Below are 26721 nucleotides of genomic sequence, written 5' to 3'. Positions count from 1 at the left end.
GGCCTCGCCAAGGTCACCGCCGAGTGGAACCTGATCGCGCTCGCCTACAACTGCCGAAGGCTTCACCGCCCGCGGCTGGCCACCTAATCCACAACTCAGCTATCCCGCTGCCAGCTGGCCCAAACCCGACAGGCTGCTAGGGGGGCGCCGGCCCCCCTTCAGGCCGGCCGCACCCCGAGGATATGGGCGATGGCATAGGTCAGGTCCGGCCGGTTCAGCGTGTAGAAGTGGAACTCGTCCACCCCGTTGGCCTGCAGGATGCGCACCTGCTCGGCCGCGACGGTCGCCGCCACCAGCCGGCGCGTGGCCTCATCCTCCTCCAGCCCGTCGAAGAGCCGCGCCAGCCAGTCGGGGACCGAGGCGCCGCACATGGCAGAGAAGCGCTTCACGCTGGCGAAATTCGTCACCGGCATGATGCCCGGCACGATCGGCACGGTGATGCCCGCCGCGTGGCAGCGGTCCAGGAAGCGCAGATAGACATCGGCATCGAAGAAGTACTGGGTGATGGCGCGGTTGGCGCCGGCATCGATCTTCCGCTTGAGGAAGTCGAGATCGGCGTCCGGCGAGAGCGCCGCCGGATGCACCTCCGGATAGGCGCCGACGCTGATGTCGAAGGGGGCGATGCGGCGCAGCCCGCGCACCATGTCCTCGGCCTGGGCATAGCCGCCCGGATGCGGCTCGTAGGTGGCGGCGCCGGCCGGCGGGTCGCCGCGCAGCGCGACGATGTGCCGCACGCCGGCCTGCCAATAGGTCCGCGCCACCTCGTCCACCTCCTCCCGCGTCGCGCCGACGCAGGTGAGATGCGCGGCGGGGGTGAGCGAGGTCTCGCGCCCGAGCCGCGCCACCGTCTCATGCGTCCGCGCCCGCGTTGATCCGCCGGCGCCGTAGGTGACCGAGACGAAGCGCGGCGCCAGCGGCTCCAGCCGCCGGATGCAGGCCCAGAGATCGGCCTCCAGCTTCGCGTTCTTCGGCGGGAAGAACTCGAAGGACAGCTTCGGCGCCGCCAGTTCCGAGGGCCAGGGCAGCGTGGCCACCCGCGGCGGCGTCAGCCACCGCTCGAGCGTGGAGCCCCGGTCTTCCATATTGCTCATGCGGACATCCTCTCGACCCGATGCGGGTTGCACTGTGATGGGGGATGGGGAGGGTCGCGCCGGCGCCCTCCCCGCCCCGGTTCAGGCCTCGGCGCGCGCCGCCCGGGCCGCCGCCACCATGTTGACCAGGGCCGCCTCGGTCTCCGGCCATTTGCGGGTCTTGAGGCCGCAATCCGGATTCACCCAGAGCTGTTCCGGCGCCAGGCGGCGGCGCGCCGCCCTCAGCAGCGCCGTCATCTCCTCCACGCCCGGCACGCGCGGGGAATGGATGTCGTAGACGCCGGGGCCGATCTCCGCCGGGTAGCGGTACTCTGCGAAGGCGCCGAGCAGCTCCATCTTCGAACGCGCCGTCTCGATCGAGATCACGTCCGCATCCATGGCGCCGATGGCCTGGATGATGTCGTTGAACTCGGAATAGCACATATGGGTGTGGATCTGCGTGCGGTCGGCGACGCCGGAGGCGGTGAGGCGGAAGCACTCCACCGCCCAGCGCAGATAGGCGTCCCATTCGCCGCGGCGCAGCGGCAGGCCCTCGCGCAGCGCCGCCTCGTCGATCTGGATGATGCGCGCCCCCGCCTTCTCCAGATCCAGCACCTCGTCGCGGATCGCCAGGGCGAGCTGGCGGCAGGCGAGGGAGCGGGGGATATCGTCGCGCACGAAGGACCAGTTCAGGATGGTCACCGGCCCGGTGAGCATGCCCTTCATGGGCCGGTCGGTCAGGCCCTGCGCATAGCGCCACCAGTCGACGGTCATCGGCTTCGGCCGCGAGACGTCGCCGAACAGGATCGGCGGCCGCACGCAGCGCGAGCCGTAGGACTGCACCCAGCCATGTTTGGTGAAGACGAAGCCGGCGAGCCGCTCGCCGAAATACTGCACCATGTCGTTGCGCTCGAACTCGCCATGCACCAGCACATCCAGGCCGATCTCCTCCTGCCAGCGCACGGTGCGCGCCGTCTCCTCGCGCAGGAATTCCTCGTACTGAGCGTCGGTCAGCGCCCCCTTGCCATGGGCGGCGCGCGCCTTCCGCACCGCCTCGGTCTGCGGGAAGGAGCCGATGGTGGTGGTCGGGAAGGCCGGCAGGCCGAGCGCCTCGGCCTGCAGCCGGCGGCGCTCGGCGAAGGCGGAGCCGCGGCGCGCCATCCCCTCCGTCACCCCCGCCAGCCGCCCGGCCACCGCCGCGTCATGGATGCGGGGCGAGGTGCGGCGCGACCGCGCGGCGGCGGCGGAGGCGGCGAGCGCCTCGGCGACGGCGGCGCGGCCCTCGTTCAGCGCCCGGGCCAGAATGGCAAGCTCCTCGATCTTCTGCACCCCGAAGGCCAGCCAGGACCGGATCTCGGGATCGATGGCGGTCTCCTGCGCCAGGTCGATCGGCCCGTGCAGCAGGGAGCAGGAGGGTGCGAGGACGAGGTCGCGGTCGCCCTGCGCCACCGGCTCGATCCGATCGAGGATGGCGTCGAGATCGGCGCGCCAGACATTGCGGCCGTCGATCACCCCGAGGGAGAGGAGGAGGTCCTTCGGCGCCCTGGCCAGCACCGCCTCGAGCTGCTCCGGGGCGCGGACGAGGTCGAGGTGCAGGCCGGCGACGGGCAGCGCCAGGGCGGTGTCGAGATTGCCGCCGAGCCCGCCGAAATAGGTGGTCAGCATCAGCTTCAGCCCCGGGACCGCCGCGGCCAGATGCGCATAGGCCTTGGTGAGCAGCGCCTGCTCCTCGGCATCGAGGTCGAGGACGAGGCAGGGCTCGTCCATCTGCACCCAACTTGCGCCGGCGGCGGCGAGCCGGCCGAGCGCCTCGGCATAGACCGGCAGCAGGGCGCGCAGCAGCGCCTGCCGGCGCAGCCCCTCGCCTCGGCCCTTGCCGAGCTTCAGGTAGGTGACGGGGCCGATGAGGACCGGGCGCGTCTCGATGCCCTGCGCCTTGGCCTCCAGATACTCCTCGATGGGCTTGGTGGAGGAGAGGGCGAAGGCCTGGCCGGGCGCGAATTCCGGCACGAGGTAATGGTAGTTCGTGTCAAACCACTTGGTCATCTCGGAAGCCGGGACATCGACGGCCTTGTGGGTGCAGCCCGCGCCGCATTCCGCATGCGCGTCGCCTTGGGCACCGCGCGCCATGGCGAAATAGGTGTCGAGATCCACCGGGCCGCCCTTCCAGCCATAGAGGGGCGGGATGGCGCCGAGCATGGCGCTGGTGTCCAGCACCTGGTCGTAGAGGGAGAAGTCGTTGCTCGGGATGATGTCGGCGCCAAGCGCCTTCTGCCGCGCCCAGGCCTTGGCGCGCAGCGCGGCGGCGGTGGCGAGTAGCTCGGCGCGACCCGAGGCGCCGGACCAGTAGCGTTCGAGCGCGGTCTTCAGCTCGCGGCGCGGGCCGATGCGGGGAAAACCGAGCGTGGCGACGGAGACTGCCATGACCTCACCTGATCTGCTTGTGGCGAAGTCAGCCGGGCGCGTGCCCGCGCCGGGCGGTTTCCACCTGTCGCGGGCCAGTCGCGACCTGACCGGACACCCCGCCGGAGGACGTTATGTGTCGAGGCAGGTCTCCTGGCTCGCGGGTCGCTGCCCCGATCCGCCTTCCCGGTGCCTGGGCACCAGTGGCCTCTGGATCTCGGCTCGCCGCTCACAGTTGCGGGGGCAGCTTCGGCATCGGCGGGATCCCGCCTGCACCGAATTCCCTCTTAGCCCCCGCGACACGGGTCATGCCCGGGGGAACCTCAACAGCCACCACGCTGTCAGATCGCGAGCTACCCGTCAACTCTCATAAAGATATGTTTATGAGAAAGGAGGCTGTGCAGAATTGGCCGGCCTTGGCGCCGTCGCGCTTGCTGCCGGGGGACGGACGGAGTCAGGGGGCGATGTTGCGTGTCGCTGGCTGGTGCCGGACGCGACGCATTCCAACCCCTCAAGGGGCCGTCGTCTCGTTCGCAGGGATTGATCCGGAGCCCCGCCATGCGCGAGGACGAGGCGGCCAGCGCGTCGGTCGGGCCGGGCGAGCCAGCGCGGCGCCAACCGCGGCTCCCGGCGACGCCGCGGGCCTGGACGCGCCTGATGCCATGAGCCGCCTCGCGCGGCAGCCCAACACCGCCGCGCCGCTCGCTCCACCGCCGGACAGGCGTGCCGGCGAGGACGGCGCCTTACTCCACCGTGACGCTCTTCGCCAGATTGCGCGGCTGGTCCACATCCGTGCCCTTCAGCACCGCCACGTGGTAGGCGAGAAGCTGCACCGGGATGGCGTAGAGGATCGGCGTCGAGAAGGCGCCAACCTTCGGCAGCTCGATCACATGCTCGGCGAAGCGCGAGAGCGGCGCCACGCCATCGGCATCGGTGAAGGCCATGATCCGCCCGCCGCGCGCCGCCGCCTCCTGCAGGTTGGAGGCGGTCTTCTCGAAGAGCGGCCCGGTGGGGCAGAGGGCGATCACCGGCACGGCGCTGTCGATCAGCGCGATCGGCCCGTGCTTCATCTCCCCCGCGGCATAGCCCTCGGCATGGATGTAGCTGATCTCCTTCAGCTTCAGCGCGCCCTCGAGCGCGATCGGGTAGAGGCTGCCGCGGCCGAGGAAGAGCACATCCCGGGCCTTCGCCACCTCCGCCGCGAGGTCGCGGATCTGCGCATCCTGTTCCAGGATCTGCGCTGCCTGGCTCGGCACCTCCAGCAGCGCCTGGGTGAGCCGCCCCTCGTCGAGGGTCGAGAGCTCCCGCCGCGCCCGGCCGAAGCCGATGGCGAGGCAGGCCATGACCGCGAGCTGGGCGGTGAAGGCCTTGGTCGAGGCGACGCCGATCTCCGGCCCGGCGACGGTCAGCACCGCGCCGTCGCTCTCCCGCGCCATGGAGCTCTCCGGCACGTTGACCACTGAGAGCACCTTCTGCCCGCCCGCCTTCAGCAGCCGCAGCGCCGCCATGGTGTCCGCCGTCTCGCCGGACTGCGAGACCAGGATGGCGGCGCCGCCCTCGGCCAGGGGCGGGTCGCGGTAGCGGAACTCGCTGGCGACATCGGCATCGACCGGCAGCCGCGCCAGCTCCTCGATCCAGTAGCGGCCGACCGCGCCGGCGAGGAAGGCGCTGCCGCAGGCAGAGATGGTCAGCCGCGGCACCCGCGCCGGGTCGAAGGGCAGGCGCGGCAGCCGCACCTCGAGCGTCTTCGGGTCGAGATACTGCCGCAGCGTGTCGCCGAGCACCGCCGGATGCTCGTGCAGCTCCTTCTCCATGAAGTGGCGGTAGTTGCCCTTGCCCACCGCGGCGCCGGAGACGGCGGTGACCACCACCTGGCGCTCGACCGGCTGGTGCGCGGCATCGAAGAACTGCGCCCCCTCGCCATCCACCATCGCCCAGTCGCCCTCCTCGAGATAGGCGATGCGGCGGGTGAGCGGGGCGAGGGCCAGCGCGTCGGAGCCGACGAACATCTCGCCCTCGCCGAAGCCGATGGCGAGCGGCGCGCCCTGGCGGGCGCAGAGCAGCAGCTTCGGATGGCCGGAGAAGATGGCGGCGAGGGCGAAGGCGCCGTGCACCCGCTTCAGCGCCGCGGCGAAGGCCTCGCGCGGCGGGCTGCCATGGGCGAGGTAGTCGTCGACCAGCCGCACGAAGGTCTCGGTATCGGTCTCGGTCTCGAAGACCGCGCCCTTGGCCTCCAGCTCGGCGCGCAGCTCGGCATGGTTCTCGATGATGCCGTTATGGACCACGCTGACGCGGCGGGTGGAATGCGGGTGCGCGTTGCGCTCGGTCGGCGCGCCATGCGTCGCCCAGCGGGTATGGCCGATGCCGGTGGTGCCGGTCAGCGGCTCGCGCTCCAGCACCGCGGCGAGGTTGCCGAGCTTCCCTTCCGCCCGGCGCCGCTCGATATGGCCGTTCACCAGCGTGGCGATGCCGGCGCTGTCATAGCCGCGATATTCCAGCCGCCGCAGCGCCTCCAGCAGCAAGGGCGCCGCCTCGGCCTTCCCCACGACCCCCACGATGCCGCACATCGCCCCTGATCCTCTTCGCTCGCTGCCGATCCCGGGCGGTCAGGCCTTGCGTCCGCCGGCCTGCCTGCCCCTGAAGCCCCGTCCCGCCTTGGTCGCCTGGCGCCCGCGCGCGATGGCGAGGGCGTCGTCCGGCACGTCCTCGGTGATGACGCTGCCGGCCGCGACCAGGGCGCGGTCGCCCACCCGGACAGGCGCCACCAGGGCGGTGTCGCTGCCGATGAAGGCGCCCGTACCGATGGTGGTGCGGTGCTTGTTCATGCCGTCATAGTTGCACGTAATCGTTCCGGCGCCGATGTTAGAATGCGCCCCGACCGTCACGTCACCGAGATAGGAGAGGTGGTTGGCCTTCGCCCCCTCGGCCAGGCTGGCGGCCTTGAGCTCGACGAAATTGCCGACATGCGCCTCCCGCCCCACCTCGGTGCCGGGGCGCAGCCGGGCGAAGGGGCCGATGATGGCGCCGCTGCGCACCACGCAGCCCTCGAGATGGCTGAAGGCGCGGATCTCGACCCCGTCCTCCACCGTGACGCCGGGGCCGAAGACCACGTTCGGCCCGATGGTGACGTCCTGGCCGAGCCGCGTGTCCCAGGCGAGGAAGACCGTCTCCGGCGCGGTGAGTGTGGCGCCGCCGGCCATCGCCGCCGCGCGCAGCCGCGCCTGCATCCCGGCCTCGAGCCCGGCGAGCTCGGCGCGGCTGTTGGCGCCGGCCAGCTCCGCCTCCGCCGCCTCCTCGGCCACCACGCGGCGGCCATCGGCGACGGCGAGGCCGACGATGTCGGTCAGGTAGTACTCGCCCTTGGCATTGTCGTTGCCGACGGCATCGAGCCAGCGGAACAGGTCGGCGGCCGGGGCGCAGACCACGCCGGCATTGCAGAGGCCGATGCCGCGCTCGGCCTCGCTCGCATCCGCCCATTCGACGATGCGGGCGACGTCGCCCGCCGCATCCTGCACCACCCGCCCGTAGCGTCCGGGATCGGCCGGCCGCATGGCGAGGAGGGCGAGGCCGACGCCGCCCGGCCCGGCCCGCCGCTGCACCAGCCCCTCGATGGTCGGCACGCCGATCAGCGGGTTGTCGGCGTAGAGCACGGCGACATCGCCCGGGAAGCCGCGCAGCAGCGGCGCCGCCTGGCGGGCGGCATGGCCGGTGCCCAGCCGCTCGGTCTGCACCACGGTGGCGTGCGGCGCGACGGCCCGCTCCAGCGCGGGCATCTCAGGCCCGACGACGACGACGATGCGCTCGAAGACCTGCTCGCAGGCGGCGACGAGGTGGTTGATCATCGGTCGCCCCGCCACCGGGTGCATGGCCTTGGGCAGGGCGCTCCGCATGCGGGTGCCGAGACCGGCAGCGAGGATGATGGCGGCGGCGGGCATGGCATCTCCGGGTATCGGCCGGGACTGGCCGGAGCAAGGGAGGGGGCAAGGGAGGTTGGATCAAGAAGCTTTGCCGGGTGTGACCAGCCGCGGCCGGATGGGCCGCGGCCCGGCAGGCAGTGATGCCACCGCTTCCCGCGCCGCGGGCATCACCTCCCGGCCAGCTCTTGACCCCCTGCCCGCTCCGGGCGCGCGAGCTCCGGGCGCGCGGGTGGTTCCCCCCGGACGCGATCTGCTCTAGGCGGGGCCATGCCCCGGATCGCCGTCTTCGACCTCGACGGCACGCTGGTCGACAGCGCGCCCGACATCCATGCCGCCCTCGACCGCTTGGTGACGGCGGAGGGCCGCCCGCCCTTCACCCGCGCCGAGGTGACCGGGATGATCGGCGACGGCGTGCGCGTGCTGATCGAGCGCGCCGCGGCGGCGCGCGACCTGCCCTTCTCCGAGGCGCTGCTGGCCGCCTTCACCGCCGACTACACGGCGCGGGCGGCGGAGGCGACGGTGCTCTTCCCCGGCATCGCCGCGGCGCTCGACCGCCTCGCCACCCTCGGCTGGCGCATGGCGGTCTGCACCAACAAGCCGGCCGCGGCGACGGCGGCGCTGCTCGCGGCGCTCGGCCTCGAAGGGCGTTTCGCCGCGGTCGGCGGCGGCGACAGCTTCCCGGTGCGCAAGCCCGATCCGGGCCATCTGCTCGGGACGCTGGCGGCGGCGGGCGGCGATCCGGCGCAGGCGGTGATGATCGGCGACCACCGCAACGACGTGCTGGCAGCGCGCGGCGCCGGCCTGCCCTGCCTCTTCGCCGGCTGGGGTTACGGGACGCTCGCCATGGCCGAGGGCGCGGCCGGCATCGCCCGCAGCCCGGCGCAGCTAGCGCCGCTGCTGGGCGACCTCCTGCCCTGAGGGCAGCCGCTCCACCCGCACCAGCACCGCCCGGGTGGTGCCGAACCAGCGATTCGGCAGCTCGACCCGCACAGGGATCGGGTCTCGGCCCGGCAGCGGCGGGGCGAGCCAGACGCTGGCGATCTGCGGCCGGCGGGCCTCCTCCGCGTCCTGGTCGATGCGGCGGCCGGCGAGGAGCCGGCTCTCGACGGTGCAGCGCAGCGCCTCGCCGGCGAAGCCGCCCTCGGCCGGCAGGGTTTGCCGCCCGGCGCTCGCCGCCGTGTAGTCGACGCGCCGCCGCCCGTCATAGACCGCCGCCGTGCCGTCGCAGCGGCCGGTGCGGGCGACGGTGCGGCTGAGCCTGGCCAGGGCCGAGAGCGCATCCGTGGTGTTCCGCATGAGCGCCTCCGGCACCGGCTCGCGCTCCCCCTCATTCGGCGGCTCGAGCCGGCGCAGCACCGGCTGCCCCGGGCTCGGCCAGTCCAGCACCACCGCGCGCTGTCCGCCGCGCCAGACCCCCTCGGCCCGGTAGCGGAGCGGGGCCGGCTCGCCGCCGCGCCACTCGCCCTCGACGCTCGTCACATGGTCGCCATGCGCGAAGACGCCGGCCAGGCCGGTGGTGCGGATATGGGCGCGGACGCGGTAGCGCGGCCCGTCGAGCTCGAACTGCGCCTCCACATCCATCACATGCAGCCCGGCGGCGCGGACGACGTAGCGGGTCAGCAGCGTCTCGGCCGCCGCCGGCTGCGGGGACAGGGCCAGCAGGCCGGCCAGGAAGGCCGGGGGGAGCAGCCGGGATCGCGCCATGCGCCAGGATATGGGCGGCCGCGGCGGCGCAGCAACGGCCGCCGCCCCGTCATGGGCGGGCCGGCTTGACTCGCCGCCGCCCGCCGCCTATTCCCCGGCCTCCCGGGCGCGTAGCTCAGCGGGAGAGCATTCGCTTCACACGCGAAGGGTCACAGGTTCAATCCCTGTCGCGCCCACCATCCCCTTCCCCGACCCCGTGCGAAACCCGGCATGGCCGGCGCTCAGCCTTTCGCCATGGCGCAGGCGCCGTCGGCGATCGGGCGGAAGGACTTCTCCGCCGAGGTCTCCGCCAGCACCGTGTAGACATCGCCCGGCCCGCGGCTGTCCTTCGGCTTCTTCACCTCGAAGAGATAGGTCGGGTGCAGCTTGCGCCCGTCCTTGCGGATGCTGCCCTGGCCGAAGCAATCGTCATCCGTCGGCAGGGCCTTCATCGCCGCCACCGTGTCGCGGCCCGAGGCCTTGGCCTTCGCCACGCCGATGGAGGCCACGGCCTTCAGGTAGTGCAGCAGCCCCGCGTAATCGCCGGCATGGTTGTGGCAGGGGAAGGTGTCGGCCGGCAACTGGCCACGCACGCGGTCCATGAAGGCGCGGGTGCGCGGGTTGAGGTCCCAGTAGAAGGTCTCGGTCTGGGTCAGCCCCTGCGCCGTCTGCAGGCCGAGCGCCATGACGCTGTTGATGTAGCCGGTCAGGCCCACGAAGCGCCGGCCCGGCTTCATCAGGCCGAATTCCTGCGCCTGCTTCACCGCGTTGACGAAATCCGTGCCGGCGCCGAGGAAGGCGACGACCTTGGCGCGGCTCGCCTGCGCCTGCAGCAGGAAGGCGGAATAGTCCGTCGTCTCCGGGAAGGGATAGGCGACGCCGCCGAGCACCTTGCCGCCCGCGCCCTCCACCGAATGCGTGGTGTCGCCCTGCAGCATCTGGCCGAAGGCATAATTGGGCGTGATGAAGAACCAGCTGTCCCAGCCCTGCTTCACCAGCGGCTCTCCGGTGGCGTGGGAGAGGCACCAGGTGTCGTAGCTCCAGTGGATGGCGTTGGGGCTGCAGTATTCCGAGGTGAGGGCCGAGGTCGCGGCGCTGGTGTTGACATGCGCCTTGTCCTTCGTCTCCACCACCGTCTTCAGGGCGATGGCGAGCGCCGAATTGCTGACGCCGAGCACCATGTCGACGCCATCGCGGTCGAACCACTGCCGGGCGATGGAGAGGCCGACATCGGACTTGTTCTGGTGGTCGGCGACCAGCAACTCGACGCCGACATCGGGATGGGCGGCGGTGAACTCGCGGATCGCCTGGCGGGCGCAGACCACGCTTGTCGGCCCGGAGATGTCGCGATAGGGGCCCGACATGTCCTGCAGCATGCCGATGCGGATGGTCTCCTCCGGCCGGCGGCTCTGGGCATGGACGAGGCGGCTGGCGCCTGCGGTGGCGAGCAGGCTGGCGCCGAGCACGGTGCGGCGATGAAGCATTGGGTCCCTCCCGTCGAGGGCATCGAGACCCTCATGGGCGGGAGCCTAGAGCGTGATCGCTTGAGGTGGAATCACCGAAAGGCGTGACTCACGCGATCAAACAACGGCCTGGACCATGATCCGTGACCTGTGTGAACGGATCATGGTCTGGAGCAGATCGCGGGAGGGCGTGAACGCCCGGACGCGTGACCCTGCTCTGGAAACAATGGCCTGACGCGGATTGCGGCGAGGCGGAAGCGGCCGCGGGCGGGCGAGCGGCCGGGCGCCGGGGCCCGGCCGCCGAGGCTCAGTTCTGCTGCGGCGCTGCCGGCGGCGCCTCGGGCGCGGCCGGGCCACCCTGCCCGCGCTGCTGGTGATGGCCGCGCCGCGGCGGCGGCTTCGGCAACTCGTCGCGGGTGATCGCGCCGTCGCCATTGGCGTCGAGGGCACGGAAGCGCGCCTCGGCCATGGGCCGGATCTCCTCCAGCGTCACCACCCCATCGCGGTTGGCATCCAGCGCCCGGAACATCATGCCGAGCATGCGCTCATGCTGCGGCCCGCGGCCCTTGCCCGGGCCAGGGTTGGGATCGGGGCCATGCTCCGGCATCAGGCGCATCCTGGCGAATTCCTGGAGGGTCAGGCTGCCGTCGCGATCGGGATCGGCGGCGGCGAAGCGCTGCTGGATCACGGTCCAGGCTTCGTCCCAGGTGACCTTGCCATCCTTGTTGCTGTCGAACTGGTCGAAGATGGCCCGTGGGCCATGCTCGGCGCGCGGCCGGCGCGGACCACCGCCGGGCGGGGCCGGCGGCGGGGGCGCCGCGGGCGCGGCAGCGGGGCCGCCCGGCGCGGGCGCGGCCGGCGGCGTCGGCTGCGCCATGCCCGGCGCCGCCGCCATGGCCAGCAGGGCCGTGCTCAGCAGGGCCGTGCGAAGCGTGATCATCGGCAGATCCTCCTCTATGGCCACAACGGGCCATCCGGCACCGAGATGCGCATTCCTTGTAACAGACGCATGACAGCGGCAGCGCCGCCGGGTGAGGAAGCGTAACGGCCCGGCGCCGGCCCCTCCCCGGCCCTTCCCTCGGCTGCCCCGCCGCCGCCTCAGCGCCGCGGCGTGCCCGGCTCGCCGAGATCCCACCACAGCCCGGCGAAGGCGCGGATGCCCTCGCGCGCCGGCGCCATCAGCAGGTGCTCGTCCGGCCCGTGCTGCTTGCAGCCGTTGTAGCTGTGCGGCACCCAGACCATGGGCAGGCCAAGCTGGTCGGCGAAGACATCGCCCGGCAGCCCGCCGGAGCTGTTCGGGATCACCTGCACCCGCGTCCCGAGGCTGCGCTGCATGCTCTCCTGCGCCCAGAGCACCCAGGGATGGTTCGGCGCGGTGCGGGCCGCCGACATGCGCATCCCGGCATTCTCGATGGCGATGTCGGCGAAGCCGGCCGCGTCCAGGTGCCGGCGCAGCGCCGCCTCGAAGCCGTGCGGATCGGTATCGGCGATGTAGCGGATATGGCAGGTGGCGCGCGCCGAGGGCGCGACGGCGTTCATCGGGTTCTCCGGCTGGCCGCTCAGCATGGCCAGCACGATGAAGCTGTTCCAGCCATAGATCTTCTCGGCCGGGGTCAGGCCGGGCTCGCCCCAATCGGCGTCGATCGTCGCCGCCCCCTCGCCGCCGCCGACCGGGCAGCCGGCGAGCGCCGCCCGCACCTCGGCCGGCACGCCGTTTTGCGGCAGCCAGTCGCGCACCAGGATGCGTCCCTTCGCGTCGCAGATGGCGGCGATGGCATGGCCGAGGCGGATCGCCGGATCGGTGGTCAGCCCGCCCCAATGGCCGGAATGCACGCCGCCCTGGCGCAGCGCCAGCACGAGGTCGAACTGGAAGATGCCGCGATTGCCGGTGGCGATGGTCGGCAGCTCCGGCTCCACCCGCGGCCCGTCCGAGGCGATCAGCACGTCGGCGGCCAGCAGGTCCTTGCGGGCATCGGCGAATTCCTGCAGCCCGCGCGAGCCGCGCTCCTCCGCCATCTCGAGCAGCAGCTTGACGTTGCAGCCGAGCTTGCCGCCGCGCTCCTCGAGCACCGCCTCGAGCGCCGCGAGGTTGATGGCGTGCTGGCCCTTGTTGTCGGCGGTGCCGCGGCCGTACCAGCGGTCACCCTCCTCGGTGAGCGCCCAGGGCGTGAGCCCCGCGCGCCACTGCGCGTCGAGGCCGCGCACCGTGTCGCCATGGCCGTAGAGGAGGACGGTCGGCAACGACGGATCCTCGATCCGCTCAGCGGTCAGGATCGGGCCGAAGCCCGCCAGCGGGTTGGGATGGATCGTCGCCGCGAAGCCCATCCGCTCCACCCAGGGCTGGATCGCCTGGCGCAGGTAGCGATCGAGCTCAGGCGCGAAGTCCGGCTCCTGCGCGGTGGAGGGGATGGCGACGAGCTCGGCGAGCAGCGCCTTGAAGCGGCCCTCGTCGAAGAAGGCGGCGGCGCGGGCGATGGCGCCTTCGCGGCTTGGCATGCGGGACCCCGGATCAGTGTTGGCTGGGGCCCGCACTCTGCCGCCGATGCGCCCGCGGCGCGAGGGGGGGCCGGCGCCCCCCCTGCCCGTCTCACCGGAACGGAATGGCGTACATCAGCCCGCCGCCGCTCCACAGCCCGTTCAGGCCACGCGGCAGCTTCAGCGGGCTGTCCTTGCCGACATTGCGCTCGAAGATCTCGCCGTAATTGCCGACCGCCTTGATGGCGTTCAGCATCCAGCGGTTGTCGAGGCCGAGGCGCGAGCCGAACTCGCCGCTGGTCCCCAGCAGCCGCTGCGCCACCGGGTTCGATCCCTTCGCTTGCTCATCGGCATTGGCGGCGGTGACGCCGGCCTCCTCCGCCTCGACCAGCCCGTAATGCACCCATTGGATGATGTTGGTCCATTGCTCGTCGCCGTTTCGGGTAAAGGGCCCGAGCGGCTCCTTCGAGATGGTCTCGGCCAGCACCATGTAGTCGCCCGGCTTCGGCGCCACGCTGACCGCGCCGGCAAGCGCCGAGGCGTCCTGCGTCATCGCGTCGCAGCGGCCGGCGAAGAAGGCCTGGTACATGGTGTCCGGCCGCTCGAAGACCACCGGCTGGATCTGCATCTTCCGCGCCCGCGCCATGTCGCCGAGCGTGACCTCATGCGTTGTGCCCTGCGCCACGCAGATCGTCGCGCCGTTGAGGTCGGCCACCTTGCTCACGCCCGCCTCGCGCTTCACCGCGAAGCCCTGGCCGTCGTAGAAGTTCACCGGCCCGGCGCTGAGGCCGATCGAGGCGTCGCGCAGGAAGGTCTGGGTGGAGTTGCGCAGCAGCACGTCGATCTCGCCCGACTGCAGCGCGGTGAAGCGGTTCTGCGCGGTCAGCGGCACGAAGCGGATCTTGGTCGCGTCGCCGAGCACGGCGGCGGCGATGGCGCGGCAGTAATCGACGTCGAGCCCCTTATAGGCGCCCTGGCTGTCCGGCGTGGAGAAGCCGGCGAAGCCGGTGGAGACGCCGCAGACGAGCTGGCCGCGCTGCTTCACCGTGTCGAGCGTCGCCGCGCCGGCCGGCACGGCGAGGGTGGCGCCGGCGAGCAGGCCGGCGGCGAGGATCAGGCGCTTCATGAAACTGGTCTTCCTCCTGTATTGGGTCGGGTCAGCGCGGTAGCCTGGCGAGGGCGGCATCCACCGCCTCGCCCAGCCGCTCCACGATGAGGTCGATCTCCTCGGGCGCGACGATGTAGGGCGGCGCGAGCAGCACATGGTCGCCGCGCACCCCATCCACCGTGCCGCCGCCGGGATAGCAGGCGAGGCCGCGGGCGAAAGCCTCCGTCTTGATCCGCGCATGCAGCCGCAGCGCCGGATCGAAGGGCGTCCGGCCGGCGCGGTCCTCGACCAGCTCGATGGCGCGGAACAGGCCGCGGCCGCGGATGTCGCCGACATGGTGGTGGTTGCCGAAGCGCTCGGCGAGGCGGCGCTGCAGGCGCTCGCCCATGGCGGCGACATGGGCCAGCAGCCCCTCCTCGCGGATCACCCGCTGCACCTCGAGCGCGGCGGCGCAGGCCAGCGCATGCGAGAGATAGGTATGGCCGTGCTGGAAGGCGCCCGAGCCGCGCGCGATGGCCTCGACCACGCGGCCGGAGGCGAGCACGGCGCCGATCGGCTGGTAGCCGCCGCCGAGCCCTTTGGCGATCGCCTGGATGTCGGGCGCGATCCCCTCCTGCTGCCAGGCATGCAGCGTGCCGGTGCGGCCCATGCCGCTCATCACCTCGTCGAGGATCAGCAGCGCGCCGTGGCGGTCGCAGATCGCGCGCACCGCCTGGAAATAGCCGGCCGGCGCCGGCACGCAGCCCGCCGTCGCGCCGACCACCGGCTCGGCGATGAAGGCGGCGACATGATCCGGGCCGAGGCGCTGGAACTCCGCCTCCAGCTCGGCGGCGAGGCGGGCGACATAGGCGGCCTCGTCCTCCCCCGCCCCTTGGCCGTGATAGGCGAAGGCGGGCGAGACATGGCTGAAGGCGGGCGAGAGCAGCGGCGCATAGGGCGCCTTGCGCGCCGCATTGCCGCCGGCCGAGAGGGCGCCCAGCGTGTTGCCGTGATAGCTCTGGCGGCGGGCGATGAAGCGCCCGCGCTCCGGCTGGCCGATCTCAAGAAAGTATTGCCGCGCCAGCTTGATCGCGGCCTCCACCGCCTCGGAGCCGCCGGCGACGAAATAGGCCTGGGCGAGGCCGCCCGGCTCCTGCCCCACCAGCTCCTCGGCGAGGTCCTCGGCCGGCTCGTTCGAGAAGAAGCCGGTATGGGCGTAGCAGAGCCGATCGGCCTGCCGCTTGATCGCCTCGACGATGCGGGGATGCTGATGGCCGAGGCAGGAGACGGCGGCGCCGCCCGAGGCATCGATCACCTCGCGGCCCCCGGCCTCGATCAGCCGGATGCCGCGGCCGCCGATGGCGAGCGGCGGCACCTCGCGCAGCGAGCGTTGCAGAACGCGGCTGCGCCTGGGCTGCGGCCGGGCCTGGGGTTGGGCCTGGGTCATGGCGAGGTCTCCGGATCGGGCAGGTATGCGGCGAAGGCGGCGAGCCGCGCCTCGGTCGCGCGCAACCGGGCCAGCGCGGACTCGCCGCCCAGCGCGAAGCAGGCGGCGGCGAGCGCCTGGGCGGTGGCGAGCGCGCCGGTGAGGCTCGGGAAGAAGCCGGGGCCGGACGCGGCCTCGAAGAGCAGCAATTGCTCGGCCCCCTCGGCGATGGGCGCGGCAGGCGCATCGGCCAGCGCCACCAGGCGGCAGCCTGCATCGCGCCCGCCCCGCGCCAGGCGCAGGCTCTGCTGCGAATAGGGAGCGAAGCCGAGCACGACCAGCGCATCGCCGGCGGCAAGCGCCCCGAGATCGAGATCCTCCGGCCCGGCGCCGCCGACCAGCGCGACATCGGCCGGCCGGAACAGGCGCAGCTGGTAGTGCAGGAGCTGCGCGACGCCGCGGCAGGAGCGGAAGCCGGCAACCCAGATGCGCGGCGCCTCGTGCAGGATGCGGGCGGCGGCCGCGATCGGCGCCGGGTCGAGGCGACCGAGGCTCGCGGCATCGGCCTCCAGCATCCGCGCGGGAAGCGCCGCCATCGCCTGGACGCCCATCGCCTCGATACCGGGCGCGACGCGGCGCGAGAAGGGCGTCGCCGGCACCGGCCGGCGGGTCTCGATCAGCGCCTCGCGCAGCTCCTCCCAACCGGCATAGCCGAGGGCCCGGGCCAGGCGGGTGAAGGTGGCGGGGCTGGCGCCGGCGGCAGCGGCGAGTTCGCGCATCGAGCGGGTGGCGGCGTCGAAGTCATGCCGCGCGACGAAGCGCGCCGCCTCCTGCAGGCGCGGCGGCAGGCCGGGAAGCGCCCGGCGGAGCGCGGCGATGGGCGGATCCTCGACCATGATCCATATGTCTCACGCAGCCGCGCCACGCGCAACATCTGTTTCATTGCAAACCCCTGTCAAGTTGCGGGCGGCCGGGTATCCAGATATTCGCCGCGGCAGTAGGATCAGGCCCCGCTCGGACAGGTGCGGTCAGCCACCACGAGGACATGCGCCCATGGGACACATAGCCGGGGCGGCGCCGCAGGATGGCGAGCAACTCTTCGCCGAAGTCCTGGCCGACCAGGCGATCTTCCTGCTCGATCCCACCGGCTGCGTCAGCCAATGGAGCGAGGCCGCGGCCGGGTTCACCGGCCATGCCGCGGCCGAGATCCTCGGCACGCCCCTCGCCGGCCTCTTCACCGAGGAGGATCGCGCGGCCGGACTGCCCGCCGCCACCCTGGAGGAGGCCGCCCGGGCCGAGCGGCATCGGCTCGATGGCTGGTGCCGCCGCAGCGACGGGTCGCGGCGTCGCGCCCTCATCCTGGTGCAGGCGCTGCGGGACGGTCAGGGCGGGCTCGCCGGCTTCGCCATGATCCTGCGGGACCCGGGCGCCTGGGGGCCGTTGCGCGACCGCATGACGGAGATCGAGCGCCGCTTCCGCCTGCTGGTCCAGGGCATGACCGACTGCGCCCTCTACATGCTCGACGTGGAGGGGCATATCAGCAGTTGGAATGCCGGCGCCGAGCGCATCAAGGGCTTCACCGAGGCGGAGGTCCTCGGCACGCATTTCTCCCGCTTCTACACCGCCGAGGATCGCCAGCGCGACCTGCCGAGCCGGGCCCTGGCACGGGCCGTGCGGACCGGGCGGTTCGAGGGCGAGGGCTGGCGGGTCCGGCGCGACGGCAGCCGCTTCTGGGCCAGCGTCACCATCCAGCCGGTGCATGACGACCAGGGCCGGCTGATCGGCTTCGCCAAGCTCACGCGCGACATCACGCAGCGGCGGCGGACGGAGCAGGCGTTGCAGGAAAGCGAGCGGCGCTTCCGGCTGCTGGTCGAGAGCGTGACCGACTACGCCATCTTCATGCTCGACCTCGATGGCCGGGTCAGCAACTGGAATGCCGGCGCCGAGCGCATCAAGGGCTATGCCGCCGCCGAGATCCTCGGCCAGCCCTATACGTGCTTCTTCACCGAGGAGGATCGCGCGGAGGGCCTGCCGACCCGGGCCCTCGTCATCGCCGCCGGCGAGGGCCGCTTCGAGGCCGAGGGCTGGCGGGTCCGCAAGGACGGGTCGCGCTTCTGGGCGAGCATGGTGGTCAACGCCGTGCGCGAGCAGGGCCGGCTCGTCGGCTTCGTCAAGGTCACCCGCGACGTCACCGAGCGGCGGAGCGCGCAGGTCGCGCTCGAGGAGATGCGCGAGCAGCTCGCGCAGTCGCAGCGGCTCGAGGCGATCGGCCAGCTCACCGGCGGCGTGGCGCACGACTTCAACAACCTGCTGCAGATCATCAGCGTCGGGCTGCGGCTGATCGAGCGGCGGGTGCCGAAGGAGGTGCTGCAGGCCGGCGAGATCATCGCCAGCGTGCGCGCCGCCGCGGCCCGCGGCGCCGAGCTGACGCGCCAGCTCCTCGCCTTCTCCCGCCGCCTGCCCATGCAGAGCGAGGCGGTCGACACCATCGAGCGGGTGCGGGAGGCGGCGAGCCTCGCGGCGCGCTCGATCCGCAGCGACATCCGGATCGAGGTCGAGTTGCCGGACGAGCTCTGGGCGGTGATGGTCGATCCGACGCAGTTCGAGCTCGCCTTGCTCAACGTCGCCATCAATGCGCGGGACGCCATGCCGCAGGGCGGCCTGCTGCGCTTCGCGGCGGCGAACCGCATGCTCGACGACCGGAAGCTCGGCCTCGAAGGGCGCTACGTCGTCGTGCGCATCAGCGATACCGGCACCGGCATCCCGAAGGATCTCATCGACCGCGTGCTGGAGCCCTTCTTCACCACCAAGCCGGTCGGCAAGGGCACCGGCCTCGGGCTCAGCCAGGCCTATGGCTTCGCCAAGCAGTCGGGCGGCACGCTCGACATCGAGACCGAGCTCGGCCGGGGCACCATCGTCACCTTCTACCTGCCCGCCTGCGAGGGTGGTGCGAAGCCGGCCGCGGCCGACGCCGCCCTCGCCGCGACTCCGCCCGCCCCCGCGCCGCTGCGCGTGCTGGTCGTCGAGCAGGACCCGTCGGTCGGGCGCCTCGCCGCCGGACTGATCGAGGAGGCGGGCCACACGGCCATGCTGGTGCCCGACCCGGATGCCGCGCTGCGGCGGCTGGAGGAGGCGCCGGAGAGCGTCGACCTGCTCTTCGTCAACACCCTGCTGCCCGGCGGCGCATCGGGCCCCGTGCGAATCGAGGAATTGCGCCGCCGCTGGCCGGCGCTGCCCGTGCTGCTGGCCTCGGGATCGGCGCCCGCCCCGGGCGATGCGACGCCCTTGCTGGCGCCGGTCATCCGCAAGCCCTATGGCGAGGCCGAGCTGGCCCGGGCGCTCGCCGAAGCGGTGCGATCAGTACAGTCGGACTAGCGGCGCTGGTGCCCGGCTTGTCTTGGCCTCTACTTGCCCAAAGTCAGCCATGACTGTCGCGGCCGGCGCCCGGAGGGGCTTCGACACCCGGCCGGCGGCAGCGCATGGGGGCCATCGGCCTCATGCCGACGGCATGAATGATCCATCCATGCCGAGCGCCCGAACGGGCGCCGCCGGTCGCGCCGCCGGAGCATCTTCACCCGATCAGGCGATTCCACCTGATCGGGATCTGCTCTAGGCGCGTCACGAAGGCGTGCTGTTCGCACGACGCGGCGAAGCCCAACAAACCGGAGGTTTGCGCCCGGCGCCAATAGGGCACGGAATGGAAGCCCGCCATGCGGTCACGCATGAGGGGCGCCGGTATCAATGCTCGGCGCGCCAGCGCAGGAAGGCGGCGAGTTCCGGCAGGCGCTGCGGCGCGCTGGCCGGGCCGGTGAGGCGCAGGCCGATCTCCGGCGCCTCGGCGAGCGGCTTCATGCCGATCCGCAGGTCCAGCGCGCCGCGGCCGAGCTCGATGCCGCCACTCGCCGTCGCCTCGCCCGCGCCCTCCGTCACCAGCCGGCTGCCATCCAGCACCGCCCGGCCTTCCGAGAGCCGCAGCACGCCGTCGAGCCGCTCGAAGGCCGTGGCGCCCTGCGAGAGCGCGCGCCGCATCGCCGCTTCCGCCGGCCGCAGGTCGGTGATGCCCGCCGCCGCCTGCAGCGCCGGCAGGTCGAAGCCGACCAGCACGCCATCCCGCACCGCGAGGCTCGCCGCGCCGTCGAGCGTCGCCAGCAGCGCCGCCATGCTGTGGCCGGAGGCGGCGAGCCGCGCCTGTCCCTCGGCCCGGCCGGCGCTGAGATCGATCGGCAGGTCGAGCAGCGGCCCGGCCAGGATGGCATCGGCGAGCGTCGCCTCCAGCCCGAGACGCGGCGGCGAGGCGGTGCCGTCGATCGTCAGCGTCCCGCCCAGCGTGCCGCCGCCGAGCCGCGCCTGCAGGCTCTCCAGCCGCAGCACGCCGCCGGCGAGCTTGAGGCTGCCGGCGGCCTGCTCCAGCACCGGATGGCCCAGCGCCTCGATTCGCGCCGCCTCCACCGCCAGGTCGAGGTCGAGGGCGCCGAGCCGGTCGAAGCCCAGCGGCTCGGTGCCGCGCAAGGGCAACTCCGGCAGGGGCAGGGTCTCGGCGGCGAAGCGCCCGCCCAGCCGCGGCCGGGCGCCGTCGAGCGCCAGCGTCAGCTGCCCTCGCCCGCGGAAGCCGCCGGCCACCAGGTCGAGATGCTCGGCGGTCAGCCGCCGGCCCTGGCCGGTGAGGCCGAGGATGGCGGAGAAGGAGCCCGGCCCCAGCCAGGCCGCGGCCTCCTCGCCGAGCAGCGGCGCCAGCAGCCGCGGCGCGCCGGGATGCCGCAGGGTGAGGTTGCCGCCGCCGCGCCGCTGCAGCGTGTCCAGCGTGCCGCCCGCCTCAGCCCGCAGCGCGCCGAGATCGCCCTCGGCCCGCAGCGCCAGCGCCTCCGGCACGCCGCTGGCCGAGAGGCGCAGCGTCAGCGGCTGGGCGAGCAGCGGCGCCAGGCCGGCCCAGTCCGCCGGCAGCAACGGCAGCAGGGCGGCGCCGGCCCCGCTCAGTTCGAGATTGGCATCGGAGAGCCGCAGCGGCGTGCCGAGCTGCACCGCGCCGGAGGCGGCGACATCCATCTCGCCGCTGCGCAGCGCCAGCCGGCGCAGGGTCGCGCGGCCGTTCTCGAGCGCCGCGTCGAGCGTCGCCCGCTCTGCCGCCAGGCCGCGCCAGGTCACCTTGTCGGCCGCGAGGCGGAGATTGAGGTCGAGGCCGCCGAGGCGGGTGTTGAGCGTCGCCGCGCCCGGCGGCCGCGGCAGCAGCCCGTCGAGGTCGAGCCGGTCGATGGTGAGGCCGAGGCCGATGGCGGGACGCGGATTGCCTTGCCGCCAGACGCCGTTGCCACTCACCTTCGCGCCGTCGATCGTGGCGGCGAGGTCGGAGACCACGACCTCGCTGCCCTCGAGCGTCAGCTTGAAGCGGCCCTCCGCCGCGCGCAGCCGGGCCGGGTCGGTGCCGGCGAGCGGCAGGCCGAGGGCGGCGAGCGTGTCGCGGATCGTCCGGCCGTTGAAGCGGAGCGCGAGCTCCATGCGCGGGCCGGCGGTGGCGCCGGCGACCTCGATCTCGGTATCGCCGGGCAGCAGGGCCGAGACGTCGGAGAGGGAGAGCCGCTCGCCTTCCAGGAAGAAGGCGCCGCGCAGCCGCCGCAGCGGCACGCCGGCGAAGCCGGTCGCCTCGGCGGAGAGGTCGATGCTGACCGGGACCGCGGCCGGCAGCGCGTAGCCGCGGGCGCCGCGCAGCGCCGCGATCCAGGCATCGAGGTCGAGCCGGCCGGCGGCGAGGGCGATGTCGAGCCGCGTATCGGGGGCGAGGCGGAGCGTCGCGGCGCCGCGCGCCGCCTGGCCGCCGATCTCGATGTTGAGGGTGTCGCCGGCGATCAGGTCGGCGGCGGCGGTCAGCCGCCCGGTCGCCCGCCAGGGGCCGCCCGGCACCGGCATGAGCGCGGCGAGGTCGGTGCCGCCCGCCTCCATCCGCCCCTCGAAGCCGCCCTCGGGCGCCAGCATGCCGCGGGCCGAGAGGCTGGAGCCGGCGCCAGAGAGGGTGAGGTCGAGCGGCGCGACGCCGTCGAAGCCGGCGCGGCCGAGCTGGACCGAGACGCGCGCCGCATAGCCGCGCCAGGCGAGGCTCCCCTCGGCGACCACCGCCTGCAGCGGGCCGCCGGTGACGAGCCGGGCATTCACCGCCTCCGCCTGCAACCCTCCGAGGCGGAGCCGGCAATCCTCGAGCTCGGCTTCGAGCGGCCCGTTCCAGGGCGGGGCGCGGAAGCCCGGCAGGGCGACGGGCGGCCAGGGCAGGACGATGTCGCCGCCGACCAGCGCGATCTCGCGCGGCTCCAGCCGCCCGGTCAGCAGGGCGCCGAGATCGAGCCGCAGCCGCATGCTGCGGGCGGCGATGCTGAGGCCGTCCCCAGCCGGGCCGACCGAGACGTTGCGCGCCTCGACCCGCGGCTGCGGCAGCAGCACCAGGGTGATCGGGCCGTCGAGATGCACCGGGCGGCCGAGGCGGCTGCTCGCCAGCTCGGCGAGCTGCGGCCGCCAGGATTCCCAGTCCAGCAGCCGCGGCACGCTGAAGAGGGCGGCGACCAGCAGCAGGACGAGGCCGAGCACGGCGAGAAGGACGCGCCGCATCATGGCGGGCGCACCATCCCCCCGATCCCGGCCGCACCGGTCCCCTTGGGGCCGATCCCCGTGGGGCCGCTGCCCCGGTGATCCGGCTCAGACAGGACCACCCCCGGGCGGATTGCCTATGGGGGGTGATCCTGGCGAGCCCCAGCCGCCGCCGCCGGGCGTCTCGAGCACCAGCGCGTCGCCGGGGGCGAGCTCGGCGCTGCCGGCATTGCCGGGGATGGGATCGATGCGCCCATCGGCGCGCTCCACCCATTGCCGGCCCGGCGCGCCATCCGCGCCGTCCGCGAGGCCGTGCGGCGCGACGTTGCGGCGCGAGGCCACGACCACCGCCTGCATCGGCCGCAGGAAACGGATCCGCCGCCGCGCACCGTCGCCGCCCCGCCAGCGCCCGGCGCCGCCGGAGCCGCGGCGGATCGAGAATTCCTCGAGGCGGACGGGATAGCGCAGCTCCAGCACCTCCGGATCGGTCATGCGGGTATTGGTCATGTGCGTCTGCACCGGCCCCCAGCCGTCGAAACCGGGACCGGCCCCGACGCCGCCGCAGACGGTTTCGTAATATTGGTACCGCGCATCGCCAAATAGCACGTTGTTCATCGTCGCCTGGGCGGAGGCGCAGGCGCCGAGGGCGGCGAGCAGGGCGTTGCAGGTGACCTGGCTCACCTCGGTATTGCCGGCGACCACCGCCGCGCCCGGCTGTGGCGAGAGGAAGGTGCCGGGCGGCACCCGGATCTCGAGCGGCGCCAGGCAGCCATCGTTCAGCGGGATCTCCTCGCCGACCAGGGCGCGGAAGCAGTAGAGCACCACCGCCCGGCAGACCGCGGCAGGGGCGTTGAAATTGCCCGGCCGCTGCGCCCCGGTGCCGGTGAAGTCGATCACCGCCCGGCGGCCCGGCCGGTCCACCCGCACCGCCACCTTCAGCGGCGTGCCGTCATCGAGCCGGGTCTCGAAGGCGCCGTCCTGTAGCCGGTCGAGCACCCGGCGCACGCTCTCCTCGGCATTGTCCATGACGTGCCGCATATAGGCCCGCACCGTGTCGAGCCCGTAGGCGCCGACGGCGCGCTGCAGCTCCTGCACGCCCTTCTCGTTGGCCGCGACCTGCGCCTTGATGTCGGCGAGGTTCACGTCCGGGCTGCGCGCCGGCCAGGTGGCGCCGGCCAGCAGGGCGCGGAACTCCGCCTCCCGGAACCGCCCCTGCGCGACGAGGAGGAAATTATCGATCACCACCCCCTCCTCCTCCAGGCTGCGGGACTCGGGCGGGGTGGAGCCGGGGGTCAGTCCGCCGATATCGGCATGGTGGCCGCGCGAGCCGACGAAGAACAGGATGTCCCGACCCTCGGCATCGAAGACCGGCGTGATCACCGTGATGTCGGGCAGGTGCGTGCCGCCGTTATACGGGTTGTTCAGCGCCACCACGTCGCCCGGCCGCAGGGGGGTGGCGCTGGCCGGGCCGCGCAGGCGGATCACGGTCCGCACGCTCTCCCCCATGGCGCCGAGATGCACCGGCACGTGCGGCGCATTCGCCACCAGCGCCCCGGTCGCGTCGAACAGGGCGCAGGAGAAGTCCAGCCGCTCCTTGATGTTGACCGAGAGGCTGGTGTTCTGCAGCACCGCCCCGGTCTGCTCGGCGATGCTCATGAAGAGGTTGTTGAACAGCTCCAGCATCACCGGGTCGGGCCGGCCGGTGGCCGCCACATGCGTCGCCGGGCGCGGCGTGGTGCGGCGGAGGACGAGGTGGTTCAGCGGCGTCACCTCGGCCGTCCAGCCGGGCTCGACGACCGTGGTCGCATTCGCCTCGCGGATCAGGGCGGGGCCGGCCAGGCGGTCGCCGGCCAGCAGTGCCTCGCGGTCGAAGACCGGCGCCGCGGCCTCGGCGCCGCCGGTGAAGAGCGGCACGGTGTCGATCGGCGCCGGCGCCTCGCCCGCCGCCCGGGCCGGCAGCCGCGCCTCCTCCACCGCCTCGCCGGCGGCCACGACCTCGGCGATGCAGGCCTCGACCACCACCTCGCGCTCCGGCGTGGCGAAGCCGAAGCGCTGGCGGTGCGCGGCGGTGAAGGCCTCCAGCACCTCGGCATGGCCGCCGAAGGGCACCGGCAGGAAGCTGTCGGTGCCGGCATAGCGCAGGTGCAGCCGGCGCTGCGCCGAGATGCGCTCGGCCGGCGCGCCCTGGCGCAGCAGCTCCGCGCGCCCCTCCTCGGCCAGCGCGTCGAGCCGCGCCGCGAGATCGGCCATGCCCGCCGCGGCGAGCGGCGCCTCCACCGCCCGCTCGCGGATCACCGCTTGGTCGGCGAGGCCCATCCCATAGGCGGAGAGCACCCCGGCGAAGGGATGGATGAAGACGGTCTCCATGCCGAGCTCGTCGGCGACCAGGCAGGCATGCTGGCCGCCGGCGCCGCCGAAGCATTGCAGGGTGAAGCGGGTGGCGTCGTGGCCCTTCTGGATCGAGACCTGCTTGATGGCATTGGCCATGTTGGCGACGGCGACCCGCAGGAAGCCCTCGGCGACGGCGCGCGGGTCCTGCGGCGTGCCGGTCGCCGCCGCGATCTCCCGCGCCAGGGCGCCGAACCTCTCCCGCACCACCTCGGCATCGAGGGGCTGGTCGCCATCCGGGCCGAAGACGCCGGGGAAATGCCGCGGCTGGATCTTGCCGACCATGACATTGGCATCCGTCACGGTCAGCGGCCCGCCGCGGCGGTAGCAGGCCGGGCCGGGCACGGCGCCGGCGCTGTCCGGCCCCACCCGGTAGCGGGCGCCGTCGAATTGCAGGATGGAGCCGCCGCCGGCCGCGACGGTGTTGATCGCCATCATCGGCGCGCGCATGCGCACCCCGGCGACCAGCGTCTCGAAGGCCCGCTCGAAGGCGCCGGCATAGAGGGCGACATCGGTCGAGGTGCCGCCCATGTCGAAGCCGATGATGCGCTCGAAGCCGGCCATGGCGGCGGTGCGCGCGGCGCCGACGATGCCGCCGGCGGGGCCGGAGAGGATGGCGTCCTTGCCCTGGAAATGCCCGGCCTCGGCGAGGCCGCCGCTCGACTGCATGAAGTAGAGCCGGACGGAATTCTGCCCGGCCGATTCACGTCCGTCGCCTGCGGCACCGGCCGATCGGACGGAGTTCCGCCCGGCCGATTCACGTCCGTCGCCTGCGGCGCCGGCCGATCGGACGGAGTTCCGCCCGGCCGATTCATGCTCGTCGCCCGCGGCGCCGGCGTTCAGCTCGCCCGCCACCTGCTCCACGTAGCGCCGCAGGATCGGCGAGAGATAGGCATCGACCACGGTGGTGTCGCCGCGCGGGACGATGCGCGGCAACGGGCTCGCCTGGTGGCTGAGCGAGACCTGGGTGAAGCCGGCCTCGCGGGCGATCTCGCCGAGGCGGAGCTCCTGCGCCGGATGCGCCCAGGCATGCATCAGCGCGATGGCGACGGCGCGGATGCCGGCATCGAAGCCGGCGCGCAGCGCCTCCCGCGCCCCCGCCTCGTCGAGCGGCTCGATCTCCGTGCCGTCCACCGCGACGCGGCCGCCGATCTCGGCGACCCGCTCATGCAGCAGGTCGGGCAGGCGGACATGGAGGTCGAAGAGGCGCGGCCGGGCCTGGTTGCCGATGCGCAGCAGGTCGGCGAAGCCGCGATTGACCAGCAGCAGCACCCGCTCGCCCTTGCGCTCGAGCAACGCGTTGGTGGCGACCGTGGTGCCCATCTTCACCGCCTCGATGCGGCCGGGCGGGATCGGCGCGTCGGGCGCGAGGCCGAGGCATTGCCGGATGCCGGCGACGGCCGCGTCGCGGTAGCGGCCGGGATTCTCCGACAGCAGCTTGGCGGTGGAGAGGCGCCCCTCGGGGTCGCGGGCGACGATGTCGGTGAAGGTGCCGCCGCGGTCGATCCAGAACTGCCAGGCCCCGCTCATCGCATCCCTCCCCCGCTCGCGTGATGGCAACGCCCGGCGCCGCTTGCAAGACCGGGGGCAACCGGCCCCGTTGCTTGCAAGGCCTGGGCCGTGGCATCGAAGTTTCAGTGATAATTTATCGGTATTTTGTCAATATAAGGCCTGGAGGTTTCCCATGCCCGCATCCCGCCGCCCGGCCGCCCCGGCGCCGCCCGGCCCGGTCGTCTCCTCCGCCCATCTCGCCGCCGGCGCCTCGCCCGGCCTGTCGGAGATGGAATACGGGCTGATCCTCGCCAGCCATGCCTTCCAGCGCTGGATCACCGGTTGCATGGCCGCGGCCGGCCTGCCCGGCCTCTCGCCGACCGAGATCCTGATCCTGCACACGGTGCGGCACCGCGACCGGCCGAAGCGGCAGGCGGAGATCCTGCTGGCGCTGGCGATCGAGGATGCGCACATCGCCACCTATGCCATCCGCAAGCTCGCCGCGGCGGGGCTGGTGCGCATCGACCGCGCCGGCAAGGAGAAGCTGGTCGGGATCACGCCGGAGGGCGCGGCGCTCTGCCAACGCTACGCCGCGCTGCGCGAGCGGCTGCTGGCCGAGCCCGTCGGCCAGGGCGGCCCCGATGCCGAGGCGCTCGCGCGCGTCGCGGCGCTGCTGCGGACCCTCTCCGGCTTCTACGAGGCCGCCGCACGGGCGGCGGCGACACTTTGAAATCCCCGCAAAACCGCT

Annotated in this window: 16 protein-coding genes, 1 tRNA gene and 1 riboswitch; of the genes, 4 read left to right on the top strand and 13 right to left on the bottom strand. The window is 73.1% G+C overall.

Annotated elements, in window-relative coordinates; all coding sequences use genetic code 11:
* Nucleotides 1-158: 158 nt before the first annotated feature.
* From metF to glmU, 4 genes are all read right to left on the bottom strand, one after another.
* Nucleotides 159-1091, bottom strand: a complete 933-nt coding sequence (metF, locus tag HJG45_RS21910) for a methylenetetrahydrofolate reductase [NAD(P)H] (protein WP_171615052.1) — start codon at nucleotides 1089-1091, stop codon at nucleotides 159-161.
* A gap of 81 nt (nucleotides 1092-1172) precedes the next feature.
* Nucleotides 1173-3494, bottom strand: coding sequence for a 5-methyltetrahydropteroyltriglutamate--homocysteine S-methyltransferase (gene metE, locus HJG45_RS21905; protein ID WP_171615050.1), 2322 nt, complete (start codon nucleotides 3492-3494; stop codon nucleotides 1173-1175).
* 104 nt (nucleotides 3495-3598) lie between these two features.
* Nucleotides 3599-3814: riboswitch (cobalamin riboswitch) on the bottom strand.
* Between the two features lie 402 nt (nucleotides 3815-4216).
* Nucleotides 4217-6040 carry a glutamine--fructose-6-phosphate transaminase (isomerizing) gene (gene glmS / locus HJG45_RS21900; protein WP_171615048.1) on the bottom strand — a complete coding sequence of 608 codons (1824 nt, stop codon included), beginning with the start codon at nucleotides 6038-6040 and terminating at the stop codon, nucleotides 4217-4219.
* Between the two features lie 39 nt (nucleotides 6041-6079).
* A complete protein-coding gene (gene glmU, locus HJG45_RS21895) occupies nucleotides 6080-7408 on the bottom strand; it encodes a bifunctional UDP-N-acetylglucosamine diphosphorylase/glucosamine-1-phosphate N-acetyltransferase GlmU (RefSeq protein ID WP_171615046.1) in 1329 nt (442 codons plus the stop codon).
* Between the two features lie 249 nt (nucleotides 7409-7657).
* Here glmU and gph point away from each other — a divergent pair, with 249 nt between their 5' ends.
* A complete protein-coding gene (gph, locus tag HJG45_RS21890) occupies nucleotides 7658-8308 on the top strand; it encodes a phosphoglycolate phosphatase (RefSeq protein WP_171615044.1) in 651 nt (216 codons plus the stop codon).
* Here gph and HJG45_RS21885 read toward each other — a convergent pair.
* On the bottom strand, nucleotides 8276-9094 hold the full coding sequence (locus tag HJG45_RS21885) for a DUF3108 domain-containing protein (RefSeq protein ID WP_171615042.1): 819 nt from the start codon (nucleotides 9092-9094) through the stop codon (nucleotides 8276-8278). The genes gph and HJG45_RS21885 overlap by 33 nt on opposite strands.
* Before the next feature lie 104 nt (nucleotides 9095-9198).
* Between HJG45_RS21885 and HJG45_RS21880 the strand changes: the two genes are divergently transcribed.
* Nucleotides 9199-9273, top strand: a tRNA-Val gene (locus HJG45_RS21880).
* Nucleotides 9274-9315: 42 nt separating this feature from the next.
* On the opposite strand, the gene HJG45_RS21875 is transcribed toward HJG45_RS21880, so the two are convergent.
* The 6 genes from HJG45_RS21875 to HJG45_RS21850 form a co-directional block, all read right to left on the bottom strand.
* The gene (locus tag HJG45_RS21875) at nucleotides 9316-10557 is read right to left on the bottom strand and encodes an ABC transporter substrate-binding protein (RefSeq protein ID WP_171615040.1); all 1242 of its coding nucleotides are present in this window, start codon (nucleotides 10555-10557) and stop codon (nucleotides 9316-9318) included.
* Between the two features lie 286 nt (nucleotides 10558-10843).
* Nucleotides 10844-11476, bottom strand: coding sequence for an EF-hand domain-containing protein (locus tag HJG45_RS21870; protein ID WP_171615038.1), 633 nt, complete (start codon nucleotides 11474-11476; stop codon nucleotides 10844-10846).
* A 158-nt stretch (nucleotides 11477-11634) separates the two neighbouring features.
* The gene (locus HJG45_RS21865; RefSeq protein WP_171615036.1) at nucleotides 11635-13032 is read right to left on the bottom strand and encodes a M20 family metallopeptidase; all 1398 of its coding nucleotides are present in this window, start codon (nucleotides 13030-13032) and stop codon (nucleotides 11635-11637) included.
* A gap of 91 nt (nucleotides 13033-13123) precedes the next feature.
* Nucleotides 13124-14137: an amino acid ABC transporter substrate-binding protein gene (locus tag HJG45_RS21860; protein WP_171615034.1), complete on the bottom strand. Its 1014-nt coding sequence runs from the start codon at nucleotides 14135-14137 to the stop codon at nucleotides 13124-13126.
* Between the two features lie 31 nt (nucleotides 14138-14168).
* Nucleotides 14169-15545, bottom strand: a complete 1377-nt coding sequence (locus HJG45_RS21855; RefSeq protein WP_171615032.1) for an aspartate aminotransferase family protein — start codon at nucleotides 15543-15545, stop codon at nucleotides 14169-14171.
* The gene (locus HJG45_RS21850) at nucleotides 15542-16420 is read right to left on the bottom strand and encodes a MurR/RpiR family transcriptional regulator (RefSeq protein ID WP_171615031.1); all 879 of its coding nucleotides are present in this window, start codon (nucleotides 16418-16420) and stop codon (nucleotides 15542-15544) included. Before HJG45_RS21850 ends, HJG45_RS21855 begins: the two co-directional genes overlap by 4 nt.
* Before the next feature lie 157 nt (nucleotides 16421-16577).
* Between HJG45_RS21850 and HJG45_RS21845 the strand changes: the two genes are divergently transcribed.
* Nucleotides 16578-18899 carry a PAS domain-containing sensor histidine kinase gene (locus HJG45_RS21845; protein ID WP_171615030.1) on the top strand — a complete coding sequence of 774 codons (2322 nt, stop codon included), beginning with the start codon at nucleotides 16578-16580 and terminating at the stop codon, nucleotides 18897-18899.
* A 363-nt stretch (nucleotides 18900-19262) separates the two neighbouring features.
* On the opposite strand, the gene HJG45_RS21840 is transcribed toward HJG45_RS21845, so the two are convergent.
* Both HJG45_RS21840 and HJG45_RS21835 read right to left on the bottom strand, forming a co-directional pair.
* Nucleotides 19263-22118 carry an AsmA family protein gene (locus tag HJG45_RS21840; protein ID WP_171615029.1) on the bottom strand — a complete coding sequence of 952 codons (2856 nt, stop codon included), beginning with the start codon at nucleotides 22116-22118 and terminating at the stop codon, nucleotides 19263-19265.
* A gap of 84 nt (nucleotides 22119-22202) precedes the next feature.
* Complete coding sequence (locus HJG45_RS21835; RefSeq protein ID WP_171615028.1) at nucleotides 22203-26012, bottom strand: hydantoinase B/oxoprolinase family protein; 3810 nt, start codon at nucleotides 26010-26012, stop codon at nucleotides 22203-22205.
* A gap of 154 nt (nucleotides 26013-26166) precedes the next feature.
* Here HJG45_RS21835 and HJG45_RS21830 point away from each other — a divergent pair, with 154 nt between their 5' ends.
* Nucleotides 26167-26703 (top strand): winged helix DNA-binding protein, encoded by a 537-nt coding sequence (locus HJG45_RS21830; protein ID WP_171615027.1) that lies wholly within the window; start codon nucleotides 26167-26169, stop codon nucleotides 26701-26703.
* Nucleotides 26704-26721 lie beyond the last annotated feature (18 nt).

It is taken from the genome of Roseicella sp. DB1501 (assembly GCF_013112485.1).
Lineage (GTDB): Bacteria > Pseudomonadota > Alphaproteobacteria > Acetobacterales > Acetobacteraceae > Paracraurococcus.
Note: the sequence above shows the minus strand (reverse complement) of the source record. Positions and strands in the feature narration are given on the sequence as shown.